The 16,895-nt window shown below is 67.3% G+C and carries 13 protein-coding genes; 3 read left to right on the forward strand and 10 right to left on the reverse strand.

The window, feature by feature from the left end; translation table 11 throughout:
- Positions 1–41: 41 nt before the first annotated feature.
- From ABIB25_RS23560 to ABIB25_RS23585, 6 genes are all read right to left on the reverse strand, one after another.
- Positions 42–1,043, reverse strand: a complete 1,002-nt coding sequence (locus ABIB25_RS23560) for an NAD-dependent epimerase/dehydratase family protein (protein WP_354530967.1) — start codon at positions 1,041–1,043, stop codon at positions 42–44.
- Positions 1,040–3,613: an alpha/beta fold hydrolase gene (locus tag ABIB25_RS23565; protein ID WP_354530968.1), complete on the reverse strand. Its 2,574-nt coding sequence runs from the start codon at positions 3,611–3,613 to the stop codon at positions 1,040–1,042. Before ABIB25_RS23565 ends, ABIB25_RS23560 begins: the two co-directional genes overlap by 4 nt.
- A gap of 71 nt (positions 3,614–3,684) precedes the next feature.
- Positions 3,685–4,710: a 3-oxoacyl-ACP synthase III gene (locus ABIB25_RS23570; RefSeq protein ID WP_354530969.1), complete on the reverse strand. Its 1,026-nt coding sequence runs from the start codon at positions 4,708–4,710 to the stop codon at positions 3,685–3,687.
- Between the two features lie 260 nt (positions 4,711–4,970).
- On the reverse strand, positions 4,971–6,062 hold the full coding sequence (locus ABIB25_RS23575; RefSeq protein ID WP_354530970.1) for a fatty acid desaturase family protein: 1,092 nt from the start codon (positions 6,060–6,062) through the stop codon (positions 4,971–4,973).
- Positions 6,059–6,712, reverse strand: a complete 654-nt coding sequence (locus ABIB25_RS23580; protein ID WP_354530971.1) for a TetR/AcrR family transcriptional regulator C-terminal domain-containing protein — start codon at positions 6,710–6,712, stop codon at positions 6,059–6,061. Before ABIB25_RS23580 ends, ABIB25_RS23575 begins: the two co-directional genes overlap by 4 nt.
- Positions 6,713–6,971: 259 nt before the next feature.
- A complete protein-coding gene (locus ABIB25_RS23585; RefSeq protein ID WP_354530972.1) occupies positions 6,972–7,265 on the reverse strand; it encodes a hypothetical protein in 294 nt (97 codons plus the stop codon).
- Between the two features lie 301 nt (positions 7,266–7,566).
- On the opposite strand from ABIB25_RS23585, the gene ABIB25_RS23590 reads away from it, so the two are divergent.
- Entirely contained in the window at positions 7,567–9,114 is a 1,548-nt protein-coding gene (locus ABIB25_RS23590; RefSeq protein ID WP_354530973.1) for a PAS domain S-box protein, read from the forward strand.
- A gap of 39 nt (positions 9,115–9,153) precedes the next feature.
- On the opposite strand, the gene ABIB25_RS23595 is transcribed toward ABIB25_RS23590, so the two are convergent.
- Both ABIB25_RS23595 and ABIB25_RS23600 read right to left on the reverse strand, forming a co-directional pair.
- Complete coding sequence (locus ABIB25_RS23595) at positions 9,154–9,900, reverse strand: polysaccharide deacetylase family protein (protein ID WP_354530974.1); 747 nt, start codon at positions 9,898–9,900, stop codon at positions 9,154–9,156.
- Positions 9,901–9,959: 59 nt separating this feature from the next.
- Positions 9,960–10,817, reverse strand: a complete 858-nt coding sequence (locus ABIB25_RS23600; protein WP_354530975.1) for a glycosyltransferase family 2 protein — start codon at positions 10,815–10,817, stop codon at positions 9,960–9,962.
- Positions 10,818–11,050: 233 nt separating this feature from the next.
- Between ABIB25_RS23600 and ABIB25_RS23605 the strand changes: the two genes are divergently transcribed.
- A complete protein-coding gene (locus ABIB25_RS23605) occupies positions 11,051–11,980 on the forward strand; it encodes a DMT family transporter (RefSeq protein WP_354530976.1) in 930 nt (309 codons plus the stop codon).
- Here ABIB25_RS23605 and ABIB25_RS23610 read toward each other — a convergent pair.
- Positions 11,887–12,657 carry a PAS and ANTAR domain-containing protein gene (locus ABIB25_RS23610; protein WP_354531011.1) on the reverse strand — a complete coding sequence of 257 codons (771 nt, stop codon included), beginning with the start codon at positions 12,655–12,657 and terminating at the stop codon, positions 11,887–11,889. The genes ABIB25_RS23605 and ABIB25_RS23610 overlap by 94 nt on opposite strands.
- A gap of 215 nt (positions 12,658–12,872) precedes the next feature.
- Positions 12,873–14,921 (reverse strand): oxidoreductase, encoded by a 2,049-nt coding sequence (locus ABIB25_RS23615; RefSeq protein WP_354530977.1) that lies wholly within the window; start codon positions 14,919–14,921, stop codon positions 12,873–12,875.
- A 374-nt stretch (positions 14,922–15,295) separates the two neighbouring features.
- Between ABIB25_RS23615 and ABIB25_RS23620 the strand changes: the two genes are divergently transcribed.
- Positions 15,296–16,894, forward strand: a complete 1,599-nt coding sequence (locus ABIB25_RS23620; protein ID WP_354530978.1) for an ABC transporter substrate-binding protein — start codon at positions 15,296–15,298, stop codon at positions 16,892–16,894.
- Position 16,895 lies beyond the last annotated feature (1 nt).

Here is a 16,895-nt window from a genome sequence, read left to right on the forward strand (position 1 = left end):
TGGCTATTCCGGACTAGTCCAACTGCCCAGGTCTCACCGCTTCAAGACCGAGGCGGTGGGGCCGAACCCTCCATCGTTTCCGGCGCCAGACTGCGACGCAGCAGTTCGAATCCCTCCTCCAATGCGATCCGGGGCGACCATTCCAGCACCGCCCGGGTGTGTCGTTGGTCGAACCAGTGTGCGGTCCCGAGTTGTTCGGCCAGGAAGGACGTCATCGGCGGCCGGTCGTTACGGTGGATCAGGCTCCAGAGGTCCTCGACCACTCGGCCGGCCAGTGACGCCACCGGCAGCGACACGTGGCCGCGCGGACCCGGTACGCCCGCGGCAAGGCATACCCTGCGCAGGATCTCGCCCACCGATCTCGGTTCGCCGTTGCTCACCACCAGCGACTCGCCGTGCACGGGGCCGCATCGATCGAGAGCCGCGACCAGAGCGTCGACCGCGTTGTCCACGTAGGTGGTGTCGATCAGTGCCGCACCGGTACCGATCATCGGCAGCCGGCCGGCGGCGGCCCGTTCGATGATCGGCTGGACCAGCTGGGTGTCCCCCGGTCCCCAGACCAGATGCGGTCGGATGCAGAGCACCGCGAGATCCTCGGAATCGGCCTCGAGAGCCAGCAGCTCGGCGGCCGCCTTGGATCGAGAGTAGTTGCTGCGCGCGGTGTCCGGGTCGGCCGGCCCGGCGCCGGCGCCGACCAACGCCGCCCCGGCATGCGAGACGGACGGCGACGAGACGTGCACCAGCCGGCCGACGCCGAACCGGCGGCATCCGTCGATCACGGCCCTCGTGCCGTCGATGTTGACCCGGGCGAACTCCGCCCAGGGGCCGAACACGTCGACCTTGGCCGAAAGGTGGAGCACGGCGTCCTGGCCGCGGACGGCCTGCGCGACGGTCCGTGGATCGGCGATGTCGCCCAGCACCTCCCGGCAGTCCACTCCGGCCGGACGCCGTTGCAGCACGGTGACGGTGTCACCGCGCGCGAGCAACGCCACCGCCGTTGACCGACCCATCATGCCGGTGGCCCCGGTGAGCAGGACCTTCATCCGCCGGCCAGCACCTTGGCCGCCCAGATCCCGACCGCAGCCCGGTCGATCTTCGAGTTGTGCCGGATGTCGACCGGAAGCCGATCCGTCGTCAGGACCGAGGCGACCTCGTGGCCGGCGGCCGCCCGTACGGCGTCGAGCATCGGGAGGTCGGCGAGCGGTCCGCCCGGCGCGGTCACCACGACCACCACTTGTTGCGTGCCCGCCGGGCCGACACCCACGGCGGCCACGCCGGTCGGGCCGACATCCGCGAGTCCGCTGTCGAACAGGGCCGACTGCACCCGCAGCTCGATGCCGACCGGGGTCACCGGGCCGGAGGGCGTGCTGATGACGTGTACGAGCCGCCCCTGGATCCAGAGGCGGCCCTGTCCGTCCAAGAAGCCCACATCGCCGGTGCGGTGCCATCCCGGATGGTCCGCAGCAGCCCTGTCGGTCACCCAGCGGGCGTCGTACCGATCCCTGATGTGCTCGGCCGTTGCCCAGATCTCCCCCGTGATCCCGGGTTTGGCGGTCAGCGTCCGGGAGGGTGTCCCGGCCGAGTCCAACTCGGCGATCCGCAACCGAACACCGGCCAGCGGGCGACCGACGCACACGCCGTCACCATCACCCGCCTCGTCGATACCGGTGAGCGAGATATCCGTCAGGGGAAGAGCCTCGGTCATGCCGTAGGGCGTGTGCAGCTCGGCCTGCGGTAGCAGGAGGCCGACCTGTCGGAGCAGCTCGGCGGGCACCGACGACCCGGCGCTCATCAGCAATCTGACACCCGATAACGCGGCCCGCCCGCTCGGGGAGAGCCGGGTCCCGGTTGCCACCACGTTCCGGAGCGCCGCGGGCGAGGCGAAGACCACCGAGGCATCGACGGCCGAGGCCGCCTCGGCAAGTGCGGAAGCGGTGAGCCGGCCGGGTTTCGTCACGTCGGTCCGCGGGACTGCCGACGGCACACCGAGAGCCGGTCCGTAGAGGGCGAAAGGCGCGAAGGCGGCAACGATCCGATCGTCGCCACCCAGTCCGTAGGCATCCCTGATGACTTCGAGCTGAGCACGTACCTGACGGTGCCGGTAGAGCACCCCCTTTGCCGGACCAGTGGCTCCGGAAGTGAACAATACGGCCGCCTCCTCATCGCCTCCGGCGTCGGGAGCGTGGGACCGCATGACGCCGTCCAGGGCGAGCTGCGGAAGGTTCCCGTCGACGTGCCCGAGGCGCTGCATCGCGGCGAAATCGTCGCGGACGGAGAAGCGTCGCCCTGGAAGGCGCATCAGCCTGGCGGCGAGCAGTCCCGCACGATCGGCGACCAGATGGTCGATCTGCGCGCTCCGCAGTGCGCGGCCCATGCCCCGCAGCCCAAGACCCTTGTCCGCCACCACGATCACGCCGCCGGCGCGCCAGACGCCGTACAGCGCAACCGTCAGCTCGATCGACGGCGGAACCATCAACGCGACCCGGTCCCCGGGGCGCAGACCGGCCGCATTCAGACCGGCCGCGGTGTTCCGCACGCGCGTGTTCAGCTCCGACCAGCTCATGCTGCGGCCACCGACCTCGACCACCGCAGCACCGGGGTCGCCGGCCCGGGCCTCCAGTCCGGCGAGCACCGACGGGCGGGCTACCTCCGACGTGGCCCCGACCGGCGGTGCCGCGGACGTGTTCCCGACGCGCAGCGTCCCGACCCAGGTCGAGATCGCGGACACGTAGTCGGGTGCGTCCTCCGGGAGCAGGTGGCTGGCCTGCTCGTAGCGGTGCAGTACCGGATCCGCCAGGCGGTGCATCAGGTCGCGGAGGTAGACGTCGCCGAACACCGGGTCGCGGGGCCCCCAGAGCAACAGCGCCGGCACCTCGAGGTCGGGCAGCGATTCGGCGATCGCCTTAACCGCCGGGTGACTGGGATGATCTGCCTCAAAGGGGATGTCGGCGACGAACTCACCGATCGAACGCCGACGGGCCACGGTGCGGTAAGGGGCGGCGAACGCTCGACGGATGTCGACCGGCAGGCGGGGCCAGGTGAGCGAGGTGGTCACCCGGACGAACAACGGCGTCCACCGGCAGGCGATCCGGTTGACGAGTTCCAGGTGAGCGAGGCGGATCAGCAGCGGACCCCGGTCACCCTCGGGCTGATTCACCGCCGTATTCGTCAGGATCACACCGGCCAGTTGCCGCCGGTGTGCAAGGGCCCAGCCGAGTGAGATGATGCCGCCCCAGTCGTGCGCCACCGTGACGACCGGCCCACTCCGATCCGGCCCGGTGATCCCCAGGGCGTCGGTCAGCCGGCCGAGGTCGTCGATCCGTTCGGCGAGCACGCGGGGGCGGTCGATCCGCTCGGAGAACCCCATGCCGAGTTGGTCGACGGCGACGACGCGCCATCCTGCAGGAGCCGAGGCCAGCAGTCGCCGCCACAGGTAGCTCCAGGTCGGGTTGCCGTGCACGCACAGCAGGGTGCCAGTTGGTTCGGCCTCTGGTTCCGCGCGTGCGGACCACGAGTCCAGTACGTGGAAGGTGCGTTCGACACCGTCCAGGTCGATGACGCCGACGAGGCGGGACCAGGCCGGGTCAAGGCCTGGCAGTCCCTGGGGCGGCACTGAAGCCGACGCAGTGCGCAGTCTTGCCCGTGTTCGTATCGTTCGCAGTGTTTCCAGTCGAGAACTGCTGCTCACCAGACGATCTCGGAGAACGAAGCATTCAGGCCCGACCCGATGCCCATCAGCAGCACGCGGTCCCCGGCCGAGAGGTCGCCCACCACACCGGCCAGGGTGAACGGGATGGCCGCCGGCCCGAGGTTGCCGCGGGTGGGGAAGGTCAGCGGAACCAGCGCCGGATCGAGGTCGAGAGCCTTCGAGATCGCCTGGGTGTGGACGTTGCTGACCTGGTGCATCACGTATCGGTCCATCCCCGACTCCCACCCGAAGTCGACGGCCGACTCGGCCCACAGGTCCATCGTCAGAGCCAGACCCGCATTCATCAGACCCGTGCTGTCGGTGCGCATGTCGTCCATGTCGCCGACGCACAGAAGATGGTGCTCGCTCCCGGCTCTCGTCGCCCCGCCGAGGAACCGATGGCCCTCGGGGTGGGCATCCGTCCGACCGAGCACCATGGCCGCCGCGCCGGATCCGAGGGTCAGCGACGCGAACTGGGCGAAGACCTGCTTGGCATTCGCGTCGCCGTTCTGAAGCCGACTGATGGTCGAGTCGTGGATTCCACGGGCGTCCTCGCCGTTCACGACGAGCGCGTAGTCGATCTGGCCGCTCTCCAGCATGGCCGCCGCCAGTTGCATCCCGTTCACGAAACCGAGGCAGGCGTTGGTGACGTCGAAGTTCTGACAGGAGCTCGGCAGGCCGAGCGTGTGGTGTACGGCGACGGCGGTCGACGGTTCGAGGTGTTCGCGACTCACCGAGGTGTTGACCATCAGGCCCACCTGGCCCGGGTGGATTCCGGCCTCGGCCATCGCCTTCGCGCCGGCCATCGCCGCGCCGTCGGCGAAGGTGGTCCCCCTGTTCCACCAGCGCCGCTCCTGGATGCCCGCCAGTCGTTGCAGCATCCCGGGGCGAAGGCCCACCCGCTGGTAGACCTCGGACAGCCGATCGTCCATCTCGGTGGACGTCACGACGACCGGCGCATCGATGGCGCAGACCGCGAGGACGGACGTGTTGCTGAACCGGTGGATGGAGTTCCCGCGCATGTAGACAGACCTTCCTGCGGTGCCGAGGGGATCGCCGTTGGCGAGTCGAGGGCCGATGGCGGACGAGTCCCGTGGATCAGCTCCGCAGTCCCTTACTCCACGGTAGTGGACTCCTGGCGACCGGCGGCGGATCGGACGGCCGCCCGGCGACCAACCGTTACTTCGGACGAGGTCTCTGACCAGCGGAGATGCAGCAAGACAGCCGAGCACCCCAGCTTGGTGTGCCATCCGTCACGATCGCCGGGCCGGAAGGGCGATGACTACCTCAGGGCGGACACCATCGGGCACTGGAACGTGCGGGCCGACAGACCCACCTTGTTCAGGTACGTGGCGACGATGTGCCACGCCCGCAGAATGGTCACCTCGTGGTATTCGATCTCGTTGTTCGCGCAGAAGTTCTGGACGATCGGCCGGACCTTGTGCAGGTGGGGGCGGGGCATGCTCGGGAACAGGTGGTGCTCGATCTGGTAGTTCAACCCACCCATCGCGAAGCTGGCCACCCGTCCACCGGCGACGTTGCGCGACGTCAGCACCTGGCGGCGGAAGAAGTCGATCCGGGAATCGTGCGGCAGGATGGCCATTCCGATGTGGCTGGCCGCGAAGGAAGTTCCCAGGTACATCCCGGTGACCGCCAGCTGGACGCCAAGGAATGCGGCGGCCTTGCCCGGCGACAGGAAGATGAAGAGGATCGCGGGATATCCCCCGAGGCGCACGATCAGCATCCCCGCCTCGATCCAGCGGCGCTTCAAGCCACGGCGGGTGATGACGGCCTGAACGCCCTGCACGTGAAGGTTGAGCATCTCCACCGTCAGGATGGGGAAGAACCACCAGCCCTGGTGTTCGTGCAGGAACGCGAGCAGCCGCTGGCGTGGCGGCTTCTCCGGCGGGTAGAAGTGCACGACGGACGCGTCGATGTCCGAGTCCTTGCCGATCTGGTTCGGTGCTGCGTGGTGCTTGTTGTGCTTGTTGTGCCACCAGGCGAGGCTCACGCCTCCGAAGAACGTGCCCATCACCAGAGCCGTCATCTCGTTGGCTTTGTGCGAAGCGAAGATCTGCCGGTGTGCGGCGTCGTGGCTGAAGAAGATGATCTGGGTCAGTACCAGGCCGAGTGCTGCGGCGACCGCCATCTGCACCCAGCTGTCGCCGATGAACGCGAAGGCCACCCAGACACCGGCCAGCGCCACGGCGAGCATCGCGATCCTGGACGCGTAGTAGACGTAGGCGCGGCGCATCAGGTCCAGTGCCTGCGCCGACTGCAGGACCTTCGAGTAGTCGCTGGGCGGACGCTGCGCGCGGCTGGGTCTGTCAGCTCGCCCGGTGACCGCTGAATTGGTGAGAATGGCCTGTCTCATTTCTCTAGCTGGTGGGTGTCGATGATCGCATTCAATTGCCGCCGCAAAGCCATCAAAACCATATCCATGCCCAGGATCAGCTCGAGGTCACCAGTTTCGGCAGCCAGAGCGGGCCCGAGAGCAAGAATACGGGGATATCGTTGGTGCGTCATGAAGTCCACGCCGAGCCTGGGAAAGACCGGCGAGGAACCTGAATCCTTGGTCAGATCGTGCACTTCGTGCAAGATGTGCCCGACCAGAAACCCCGTGTAGAACCGATAGGCCTGGAGGGCGCCCGTCTGGTCGAATCCGGCGTCCGCCAGCAGAGCGAGCAGCCCCTCCACCCAGCGCAGCCCGGAGGTCGGCAGCAGCGCGGGAGTGAGGGCGAGCGGCCGGGTGAGCAGGAACGGAACCATCCGCGGGTGGTCGACAGCGATCTTGCGAAAGGACTGCGCCGCCAACCGGAGTGCCTGTTCCCAGTCGCCCCCGCTCGTCGGCGGGACACTGAGACCCTCCAGGACGAGCTCGGCGACGGCATCGAGCAGTGCCGCCTTGCTCTCGGTGTGGTGGTACAGGCGCATGGGATCGCGTCCCAGAGCCTGACCGAGCTTGCGCATCGACAGCGCTTCCACGCCGTCGGTGTCGATGAGATCCAGAGCTGCGTGAATCACCCGATCGCGGGTCAGTATTTCGCCAGGCTGAATACTTTCAGCTCTCCTGTCCGGTACCTGTCGGGCGACTGGCGAACTTCGCCCGGCACCAGTGCAGCCGACGAATTGCGGCGGCGTGTTTCTAGGAGCTACACCGTAGAGCCTACGGGCTGATGAGCAGATCCCGGCAGATTCCCACGTGTCAATCCTGTATCAGTCCGCCGATGATCGGCCACCAGCCCGAAACAGGAACGCAGCGTCAGACTTATGCAGCAGAGGGTCAGTACCTTCTGGGACAACTCGGCCGATGTACGACCCTGATGCGGCGGGCGTCGGTCACCTGATCGCCGGTGTCCGGTAGTTCATAGGGGCACCCGCAGACGTTCATCTCGTGCTTTGCCGCCTGCACGATGTCCGTGGCACTCGTGTAGACGGCCGCCTTGTTCCGCTCGATCTGGGACATCGCGTTCATGATGGCGACGAAGCGATCGGCGTCCTCCGGGGTGCTCTCGGAGATGGGGAGCCCGATCAGCGCCAGGAATCGGGCCTCGAGATCCGGTGACGGCAGTTCCATGCCCGCGTGTCCCGTCGGTCGGAACTCAAGGGACTGCCCGGGGGCTGCATGCAGATCCGCAGGTGCATTCGGGGCAAGGTCGCTCGTGGTGTTCGACCTGACCAGGATCGTAGCCTTGATCTGGGAATCATCCGACGGCGTGCTCCGGTGTGCCCGGTCGGTTCCGCGTGATGGAGCACCGACCGCGGCCGTGGTCGTCCGGTCATCATCGACTCATTAGTCTCAAGATCGAGAGTCTCAAGATCGAGGCGGAACGACACGGGGTCGGAGGGAGTCGAGGAATGACGGAGGTGACTGCAGCGTGACGGACCAGTCGAGGCCGGCTGCGTTGCCGCCGGCAGCCGTCGCCGTCGGTACCTTCGGCTACCTGCCGGGCGTCGCCAGGATGGAGTGGTCGGACGAGCTCTTCTCGATTTTCGGCTTCGCACCGCACGAGATCGTGCCGACCCTGGCGCTGATGTCCAGTCACCAGGACCCGCAGGACCGCGCGGACTGGGATCTGACGGTCGAGCGGGTACTCGCGGACGCACGTCCGGTCAGCCTGTGGCATCGGATCATCGACAGCGGGCGACGGCGGAGAACCTTGTTGACGACGATGGACGTCCCGGCCGGAGGTCCTGGGTCGGAATTGCGCGGTACCGTCACGGACCTGACCGAACGACTCCGTCAGGACCACGACGAAGAAATCGGCCGTGCGGTCGCCCGATCGTCGGAGACGCGGGCCGTCATCGACCAGGCCAAGGGTGTGCTGATGGCCACCATGGACCTCGATGAGGAGCAGGCCTTCGAACTTCTGCGATGGCATTCGTCGTACACCAACATGAAGCTTCGTGACCTCGCCGCTCTGCTGCTGGAACGCCTTGCCGATCCTGACAAGGCTGGGCTGCTGCCGCGCCAGCGCCTGGCCGCGGTGCTCGCGGGGCTGAACGGCCGACGTCGGTCCGCTCCCCCGGTCCGCCGTTCCGGGGCGTTGACCTCACCGGCGGCCAGAGCGGCCGACCGTTCCAAGGCGGTTTCTGCCCGGATCTCCCCGGAGCTCCTGCCCCGGACGCTGGTCAGCGCGGTGGAAGCGGCCTCCGTCAGCATCTCGATCGCAGACTGCCTCTCACCGGACTGGCCGTTGGTCTACGTCAACCCCGCCTTCGAGAAGCTGACGGGTTACCGCAGCGAGGACATCGTCGGTCGTAACTGCCGATTCCTGCAGGGCCCCAACCTGCACTCGGCCCAGGCCACGGCCATCAAGACGGCGGTGAGACAGGGTCAGGAGATCCGCAGCGTGCTGCGGAACTACCGGCTTGACGGGACGGCGTTCTGGAACGAGCTGCACCTGTCTGCCGTGCGCAACGAGGCCGGCGTGGTGACGCACTACATCGGCTACCAGAACGACATCTCCGAGCGGGTGGAACGCGAACTGCAACTCGAGCAACTCGCCTACCACGACCCGGTGGTCGACCTGCCCAACGAGGCGGCCGCGATACGCCATCTCGACGCCCTTCTGTCCGGCGGTGAAATTTCCGACGTGCTGTACATCCGGCCGTCCGTCCGGTCCGCCGACGGTGATCCGCTGCGGGCCGAGGACGACAACGAACTGCTGTGCCTGATCGCCCAGCGCCTTCGAGCCGCGCTTGGCGACGACGTCTTCCTGGCCTCGTTGCGCGGCGGTTTCCTGGCCGTGGCGGACGCACTGCCCGTCGGTCTGTCCGGCGTCCTGGACCGGACCCTGGCAGACCCCGTGCCTGACGGCAACGAACCGAGAACGATTTCAGCCACCCTGGGATTCGGACGATCGCCTGCCGACGGCTCAGACGCCCGATCGCTGATCGACGCGGCGCGCACGGCCAGCAGCTGAGACACCTGGTCCACCGGTCGACGCGACCCACGACCGGGATCAGCTGCTTTCGACCGCCGTTCGGTACGCCGGGATGCCGAGCAAGTCGTCCACCGTGGCGAAGCGATATCCCTGATCGAGCAGGGCGCCCACCACTATCTTCGTGGCGGCCACCGTCATCGCGCGATCTCCACCGCGGGAGTCGAATCCGTCGTGGAAGATCAGGATCGCCCCCGGCCGGGCCTTGGCCAGTGCGCGGGTGGCGATCCGGCGTGCTGACGGCTGGAACACCTCGAAGGCGTGCGCGAACTCCCCGGAAACAGCCTGGAGTCCATGTCCACGAAGGGTTTTGAAGAGCGCCGGGGTACGGAGCAGCCACGGCGGCCGGTACAGCATCGGGGTGCGACCCGTCACTCTCGTCAGGATCTCCTGGGTGACGGCGGTCTCGGTCCGCTGGGCCGCCGGCCGCACGCAGCGGCCCATGGCGTGGGAATAGCTGTGATTGCCGATGACGTGTCCCTGCTCGATCAGCGCTGCCGGGACGTCGGGAAATCGCGCGACGCAACGGCCCACCTGGAAGAACGTGGCAGTGATGCCGTGCTCGTGCAGGAAGTCCGCTATCTGCGAGGTGAACGGCTCGTTGGGACCGTCGTCGAAGGTGAGGGCGATGACCTTTTGGTGGGTCGCTGCCTTTCCTGAATCCGCTTTGCGTCCATCGTCCGGACGGAATCCTCGGAAGGGGAACCGGCCGAGTGCCTGCGAATACGACGAGAGCATCAGCCAGTAGGCCGCTCCCGATACCCCCACGGCGCAGATCGCCGACCACCACACGGTTCCCGGGGGGCGCGAGGGCCGGATTCGCACCGTCAGACCACTTCGTCGCGGTCGAAGTCCCGGTCCGGATCGCTGTCCCGGCCGCGGCACCCGGAGGCGAGCGGCAGCGTCGTCGGTGCGGTCACCTTCGGATGGCGAAAGGCCGGCGCCATGCCCAGCACGGGCCGGCGGAAGATCCGGTTCAATGCATAGCCGAGGATGTAGTAGTAGAAGAACGAGACGGCGAAGTTGTACACCACGCCTTCGTCCATCCGGCGGGCCGAGGTGTGGGTCGGATTGGCCGGGTCGAAGGCCACCTTGCCCTTCTTCCGCAATCGCCGGAGCAGGTCGAGTTCGTCACCGCCCTGGGCGAGTCTGGTGTCGTATCCGGTGAAGGCGTCCTTCCGGAATGCGAAATTCGTCGCCGTGATGTAGACGACCGGGCCGCCGAAACGCTGGACCAGCACGACCGCGCCGAACAGCATCTTCTGCAGCCACAATCCCCAGCGCGGTCCGTCGTGGAAGTAGCACGGGCCACCGACCGCGATCCCCCGCGGGTTCCGGTCGAACCATCGATCGATGTTGGACAACCAATCAGGGGCATAGACGGTGTCGGCATCCGCCGAGACGACGATCTCCCCCGAGGCGGACTCGGTTCCGCGCTGCCTCGCCTGGCAGACTCCGCGAGCCTTTTCGAAGACCACGAGCGCGCCGTGCGCCCTCGCCAGCGACGCGGTCTCGTCGTTGCTGTTGTTGTCGACGACGATGACCTCGTATGTTCCCCGGTAGTCCTGTCCAGCCAAGGAAGACAGGCAGTCGCCGAGGTAGAACTCCTCGTTGAAAGCAGGGATGACGATGCTGAAGCGAACCCGGTCGCTCGCCGACGGCTTTTTCAACATCTGCTGGGGCACCCACTCTTCTCTGGGGCTCGTCGCCCGATTCCGGGGCTCGTCGCCGAATCGTCTCTGGGGCTCGTCGCCCATGGCAATGCGGTAACTACTATGGTGACAGTAGTACCTGGACCCTCGTGGCGAGGCACGACCGGCAGAATCGGAGCTCGAGCAATCATCACCGCACAGCCGGATGACGAAGAGCCGATCTTGACCGGACCGTTCGGTGAACAACGGGCACTGGGCGTCCCTCGATGGTGACCTGGGCGGTGATCGCGGCGTTGGCCAGCGCCTTCTGCTTCGCCCTGGCTGCCAGCCTGCAACAGCGCGAGGCGTTGCGCACGCAGGAGTACGGCGTGGCCGACCCGCGCCTGCTGATGAAGCTCGCGAGGCGCCCGCTCTGGCTGGCCGGAATCGTCGCCGACATCCTGGCCGCCGTCCTGCACGTGGTGGCGCTCGGGCTCGGATCCATCACGCTCGTCCAGCCGCTCGGCGTCACCGGTCTGCTGTTCGCGATCCCCCTGGTCGCGCTGCTGCGACGCAGCCGGGTCCGTGGACGCGACCTGTTGGCGGCCATCGTCGTCCTGATCGGCCTGGTCCTGTTGCTGCGACTGTTCCCGACAGCGGTCGAATCGTCGCCGGCCGGTCTCTCGGCCTGCCTCTGGATCGTGGTGGCCACGCTGCTGTTGAACGCGGGGTGTGCCATCGCTGCGCATGTCGCACCGGGACGTCCTCGAGCCCTGCTGCTCGCGGCGGCCGCCGGCATCGCCTTCGGGATCGTCGCAGTACTGGTCCGCGTGCTCCTGCAGGGTCTCGGCCACTCCGGCCGGACCCCGGTCACCGTGACTGCGGCGATCAGCATCGTCGTGCTGGCGTTGGTCGGCTACCTGCTGCTCCAGAATGCTTACCGTGCCGGGCATTTCGCCGCTTCACTGGCTACTGCGGTAGTGGTGGATCCGTTGGCGGCCATCGCGGCGAGCGCGATCCTGCTGCGTGAATCCCTGCCCACCGGATCGGGGCATCTGGCGGTCGCGGGGCTGGCCGGCGCATTGGTCGTCGGTGGGGTGGCCATGCTGGTCCGCTCGCCTGCTCAGCTGTTCGTGGCCCAGGAACCGACGCCGATCTCCCTGGGCTCCACCGGGTGTCCGGGCTCCACCGGGTCTCCGGGCTCCACCGATCGCTGACCGACGGACGCGGCCTGGCGCGGCAGGGTGTCGGAGACGATGGGTGCGATGTCGTGCAGCAGCCTGCCGATCCGCTGCTCCGGTGTCTCCTCCGGCGCGAGGGGTCGGGAGATGCCGCCGGTGATGGTGGTGGCGACGTCTCTGAGCTTCATGTTGCCGTGCGAGGCATGCCAGCTCAACACGGCGAAGGCGTCATCGGCGGACACGCCCTGCACCATCATCAGGGCGCCCTTGGCCTGTTCGATGTCGGCCCTGGCAGCGGACGACCTGTTCACGGCTTCGTTGAGTTCCTGCCGGGAGGCGTGTACCGCCGCGGCCGTGATGTCGACGAAGTATCCCTGCACCGACGCGACCCGACCGGAGCCGTCCAGGTAGCCGCGGCCGATGGTGACGACCGTCCTGATTTCCCGACGACTGGTGACGATCCGGTGCCGGCAGCAGTAGGGGGCCCCCGTCGCCAACACGGCTGCCAGCACCTGGTCGGTGTGGGCCCGGTCGTCCGGATGCTTGTGCGCCACGAAGACCGCGGTGGTCGGGACGATCTCGCCCGGCTCGAATCCGTGCATCTCGTAGAGGCCTGGCGACCAGGTCCACGTATCCGCGGTCACCGAGTAGTCGAACCAGCCGACCGGCTCCCGCGTGCCGCCCGCCATCGCTTCGATGACCGGCTTCAACATGTCGTCCACGCCTGAACACCCCGCCTTCGACCAGGACGTCGGAGCGTGATCGCTCCAGGGATTACCTTCGCACACGACGACCGAACGTGGTCGACCAGTCACCTTGCGCACACGATTGTGATGAAAGTGTAGTGAGAAATCCCGCGGGCGATGGAATCGCCTGCGACCGGATCACCTGGGATCGGATCATCTGGGATGGCATCGGATCGCCGACCTCAGATCGCGAGACAGAGTCGGTAGGCATCCAGGATCGCCGCATGTACGTTGCGGCTGGCGACCGCGTCGCCGATCCGGAACAGCTGGTAGGTGCCGGTCGGGTTCGGCGCCAGCTCCTGGGGTGACGTGGCCAGCAGGGCCCGTTGGTCGACGGCTCCGAGATTGCTCGAGCCCGGCACCAGCGAGTGGTACAGCTCGTCGTTCGGCAGGGTGCCGTGTTCGACCACCACCTGGTCGACGGTCAACTCGGTCTCGAACCCGCCGTACTCGGTGAACAGCGTGACGACCAACCGGCCATCGCTACCCTTTCGGACTGACCTGAGCTGTTGCAGCAGCGTCGTTTTCGCATTCGCACGGGCCAGTACGCCGAAGTAGCGCGGGTAGTTCACCCCGCCCACGTCCATCGCGAGGGTGCGTTCGGGCGTGACGAGGTGCAGTCGCGCGCCCGCCTCGGCGATGGTTGCCGCGGCATCCATGGCGCTGTGCCCACCGTGGTCGTCGTAGAGCAGGACGTCGCCGGCGAGTGGTTGCGAGCCGGCCAGCACGTCCCAGGTGTCCAGCACCAGCTCGGACCCGGACTCGAGGAACCCGGTGTCGGGCCTGCCGCCGGTGGCCACCACCACCACGTCCGGCGACTCGGCCAGCACCGTCGCGACATCGGCGTAGGTGTGGTACCTGATCCGGACATCACACCGTGCTGATTCGGACAACCGCCAGTCGACGATTCCGAGGAGATCCTTGCGCGCCGCGGACCGGGCAGCGAGCAGCAGTTGGCCACCGGCCTCGGGGGCGGCTTCCAGGACCACCACCCGGTGCCCGCGCTCCCCCAGCACCCGCGCCGCTTCGAGGCCGGCCGCTCCGGCACCGATCACCACCACCTTCCGGCTCGGCCCGGTGGAGCGCGGCACGTGGTGCGGGAGCAGCAGTTCCCGTCCGGTGGCCGCGTTGTGGATGCACTTGGTGTCGCTGGCCTGGTAGATCGCGTCGAGGCAGTACCCCGCGCCGACGCAGGGCCTGATCCGGTCCTCCTGACCGGCGGCGATCTTGGCCACCAGGTAGGGATCGGCGATCTGCGCCCTGGTCATCCCGACGAGATCCAGCAGGCCGTCACGGATCGCGTGCCGGGCGGTCGCGACATCGGCGATCCGGGACGCGTGCATCACCGGCACGCCGAGTTCCTTCTTCACCCAGCCGGCGAACTCCAGGTGGGGCGCCGACGGCGTACCCATCGGCGGGATCACCTTGGCCAGCCCGGCATCGGTGTCGATGTGGCCACGGATGACGCTGATGAAGTCGATACCCTCCGCCACCAGGCTGCGCGCCGCCGCGATACCGGAGTCGGGATCGATCCCGCCGGACATGTCCTCGTCGATCACCAGCCGCATCCCGATCGGGAAGGCCGGTCCGACCGCCTGCCGGATCGCCCTGACCACGGCGAGCCCGAGTCGCAGTCTGGCCTGTGGTGAACCGCCCCAGCCGTCGGTGCGCCGATTGGTGGCGGGCGAGAGAAATCCGTCGAGCAGGTGCCCGTACGCCTCCAGTTCGATCCCGTCGAGCCCGCCGGCGACGGCACGCTGTGCAGCGCTCGCGTAGTCGGCCACCACGCGGTCGAGATCCCATTCCTCCGCCTGCTTCGGGAACGCCCGGTGGGCGGCCTCGCGCAGCGGGGACGGCGCAAGGACGGGCAGCCAGTCGCCGGCGTAGTTGCTGGTGCGACGCCCCAGGTGGGTGATCTGGCACATCACCGCCGCACCCTCGGAGTGCACCTGATCCGTCAGCCGGGAGAGCCACGGGACGATCTCGTCCTTGTACATCAGCAGATTCCCGAAGGCCGGCGGGCTGTCCGGTGAGACCACTGCCGATCCGCCGATCATCGTCAGCGCCACCCCGCCCTTCGCCTTCTCGACGTGGTAGGCGGCGTAGCGCTCCTTGGGCATGCCCTCCTGCGAGAAGGCCGGCTCGTGCGAGGTGCTCACCACGCGGTTGCGCAGGGTCAGCGGCCCGAGCTGGAACGGCTCGAGCAGGGGGTCGGTGAGCAGTGACGGCATCTTCTGAACTCGCCTCTCTCGTCAGAGGTGACAGGTGGGACGAAAATGCGGGCGGCGGTCCCGTTCGGCGATTTACCTGCCGGTAACAGGACCTTGATCTTCCTGTATCGCACAATCGTACGGTTTAATCGTACGGTTGTCAGAGTATCGCCAGCGCCGCCGTGAGTCGATACCCGATTCGAAAACGACTTGCCACCCGACTTGTCACCCCCAGTCGCTTCTTGACGATCCGACACCAGCCGAGAGGTCCTCGAAAGATGGATGCCACGCCCAGCAATGCCCACGAACCGGCACCCAGCGTAGGTCCGGAATCGATTCCTTCGTCGATACCTGCTTTCTCGCAGAGAGTCTCGCGTGGAATCTCCCGAAGGACGATGCTCTTCGGTGGCGCCGGCCTTGCGGTCGCACCGTGGATCCTCGCGGCCTGCGGCAGCAGCTCGTCCGCGGCGTCGAGCACCTCCTCGAGTTCCTCCAGCACCGTCGGAGGAGCAACCACCAGTGCGACCGGCAGCACGGCCGTCACCACTGGTGCCGCGGGCACGACGAAGTCGGGCGGCACGCTGCGCATCGCCCGGCCGCCGGCCTCGACGGTGGAGACCCTCGACCCGGCCAGCTCGCTCTCGGCCTACGAGTACCTGGGCGCGCTCTACAACCGCCTCGTCAAGCAGGACGCCTCCGGCACTGTCGCACCGGATCTGGCGGCCAGCTGGTCGGTCTCGACCGATCAGATGACGTGGACGTTCGTGCTCCGCGAGGGCGTGGCCTTCCACAACGGCAAGGCCTTCACCTCGGCCGACGCCGTCTACACCCTGCAGCACATCCTGGACGCGAAGACGAAGTCGCCGCAGGCCGGAGTGCTCTCGCCGTTCCTCGACAGCTCGGGCATCACGGCCAAGGACGCGAAAACGTTGGTGGTGAAGCTGAAGTCGCCCAATGCCGAGTTCGTCAGCCTGCTGATGAACTACAACTGCTACGTGATTCCCGTCGGTTCGGCCGCGACCATCGGCGCGTCCGGGATCGGCACCGGGCCGTTCAGCCTGGTCTCGTTCAAGGCCGCCGGCAAGGGCACGGTCAAGGCGAATCCGAACTACTTCGGTGGAGCACCGAAGGTGGACAGCATCGAATTCACCGCGATCGCCGACGTCCAGGCCAGGGTCAACGCGCTGCTGGCCCAGCAGGTCGACCTCGTCGCCCAGACCAACCTGGACTACGCGACCGCCAAGACCGTCACCGCCTCCAGCACCGCAACCACGGCGACCGTCAAGAATGCGGCCTGGTACGTCATGCCGATGCTGTACAGCGCGAAGCCTTTCACCGATCTGAAGGTCCGCCAGGCGTTCAAGATGGCCTACGACCCGCAGGAGGTCATCGACCTCTCGATCCACGGTTTGGGCACCATCGCGAACAACAACCCGGTGCCGCCGACCGACCCCAACTACCTCGACTACTCGGTCCCGCACGACCCGGACAAGGCGAAGTCGCTGCTTGCCTCGGCCGGGTTCTCCGGTAGCCAGCAGCTCTACACCTCCAGCTACGAGCCGGTGATGTCGATCCTGGCGCAGGCCTACCAGAGTTCGGTGAAGGGTTCCGGGCTGGACATCAGCATCCAGACCGCTTCGGCCGATTCCTACTACACCGACGTCTGGATCAAGAAGCCGTTCTGCGTGTCGTACTGGTACACCGGCCGACCGGTCGACCAGTTGCTCAACCAGATCTTCCGGACCGGCTCGTCCTACAACGAATCCCTCTGGGCCGATTCGTCTTTCGACGCCATCCTGGACAGCGCACGCAAGGAGGCCGACGCGGCCAAACGCAAGCAGTACTATCAGGACGCCCAGAAGATCCTGGTCGACTCCAGCGCCTCGATCGTGCCCTTCTTCGCGGACCGCATCATCGGCCTGTCGAAGAAGGTCGTGAACTACAAGGAGTTCGGTTTCGAATTCGACTACGTCAACATCGGTTTCGGCGCGTAGG

Source organism: Nakamurella sp. UYEF19 (assembly GCF_040546275.1).
Lineage (GTDB): Bacteria > Actinomycetota > Actinomycetes > Mycobacteriales > Nakamurellaceae > Nakamurella.

What these genes read in the sequence shown, in the direction of transcription:
- ABIB25_RS23570 (WP_354530969.1), bottom strand. Translation starts at nt 4,710, where the DNA reads ATGCGCGGGAACTCCATCCACCGGTTCAGCAACACGTCCGTCCTCGCG.
- ABIB25_RS23560 (WP_354530967.1), bottom strand. Translation starts at nt 1,043, where the DNA reads ATGAAGGTCCTGCTCACCGGGGCCACCGGCATGATGGGTCGGTCAACG.
- ABIB25_RS23575 (WP_354530970.1), bottom strand. Translation starts at nt 6,062, where the DNA reads ATGAGACAGGCCATTCTCACCAATTCAGCGGTCACCGGGCGAGCTGAC.
- ABIB25_RS23620 (WP_354530978.1), top strand. Translation starts at nt 15,296, where the DNA reads ATGCTCTTCGGTGGCGCCGGCCTTGCGGTCGCACCGTGGATCCTCGCG.
- ABIB25_RS23605 (WP_354530976.1), top strand. Translation starts at nt 11,051, where the DNA reads ATGGTGACCTGGGCGGTGATCGCGGCGTTGGCCAGCGCCTTCTGCTTC.
- ABIB25_RS23585 (WP_354530972.1), bottom strand. Translation starts at nt 7,265, where the DNA reads ATGGAACTGCCGTCACCGGATCTCGAGGCCCGATTCCTGGCGCTGATC.
- ABIB25_RS23610 (WP_354531011.1), bottom strand. Translation starts at nt 12,657, where the DNA reads ATGTTGAAGCCGGTCATCGAAGCGATGGCGGGCGGCACGCGGGAGCCG.
- ABIB25_RS23615 (WP_354530977.1), bottom strand. Translation starts at nt 14,921, where the DNA reads ATGCCGTCACTGCTCACCGACCCCCTGCTCGAGCCGTTCCAGCTCGGG.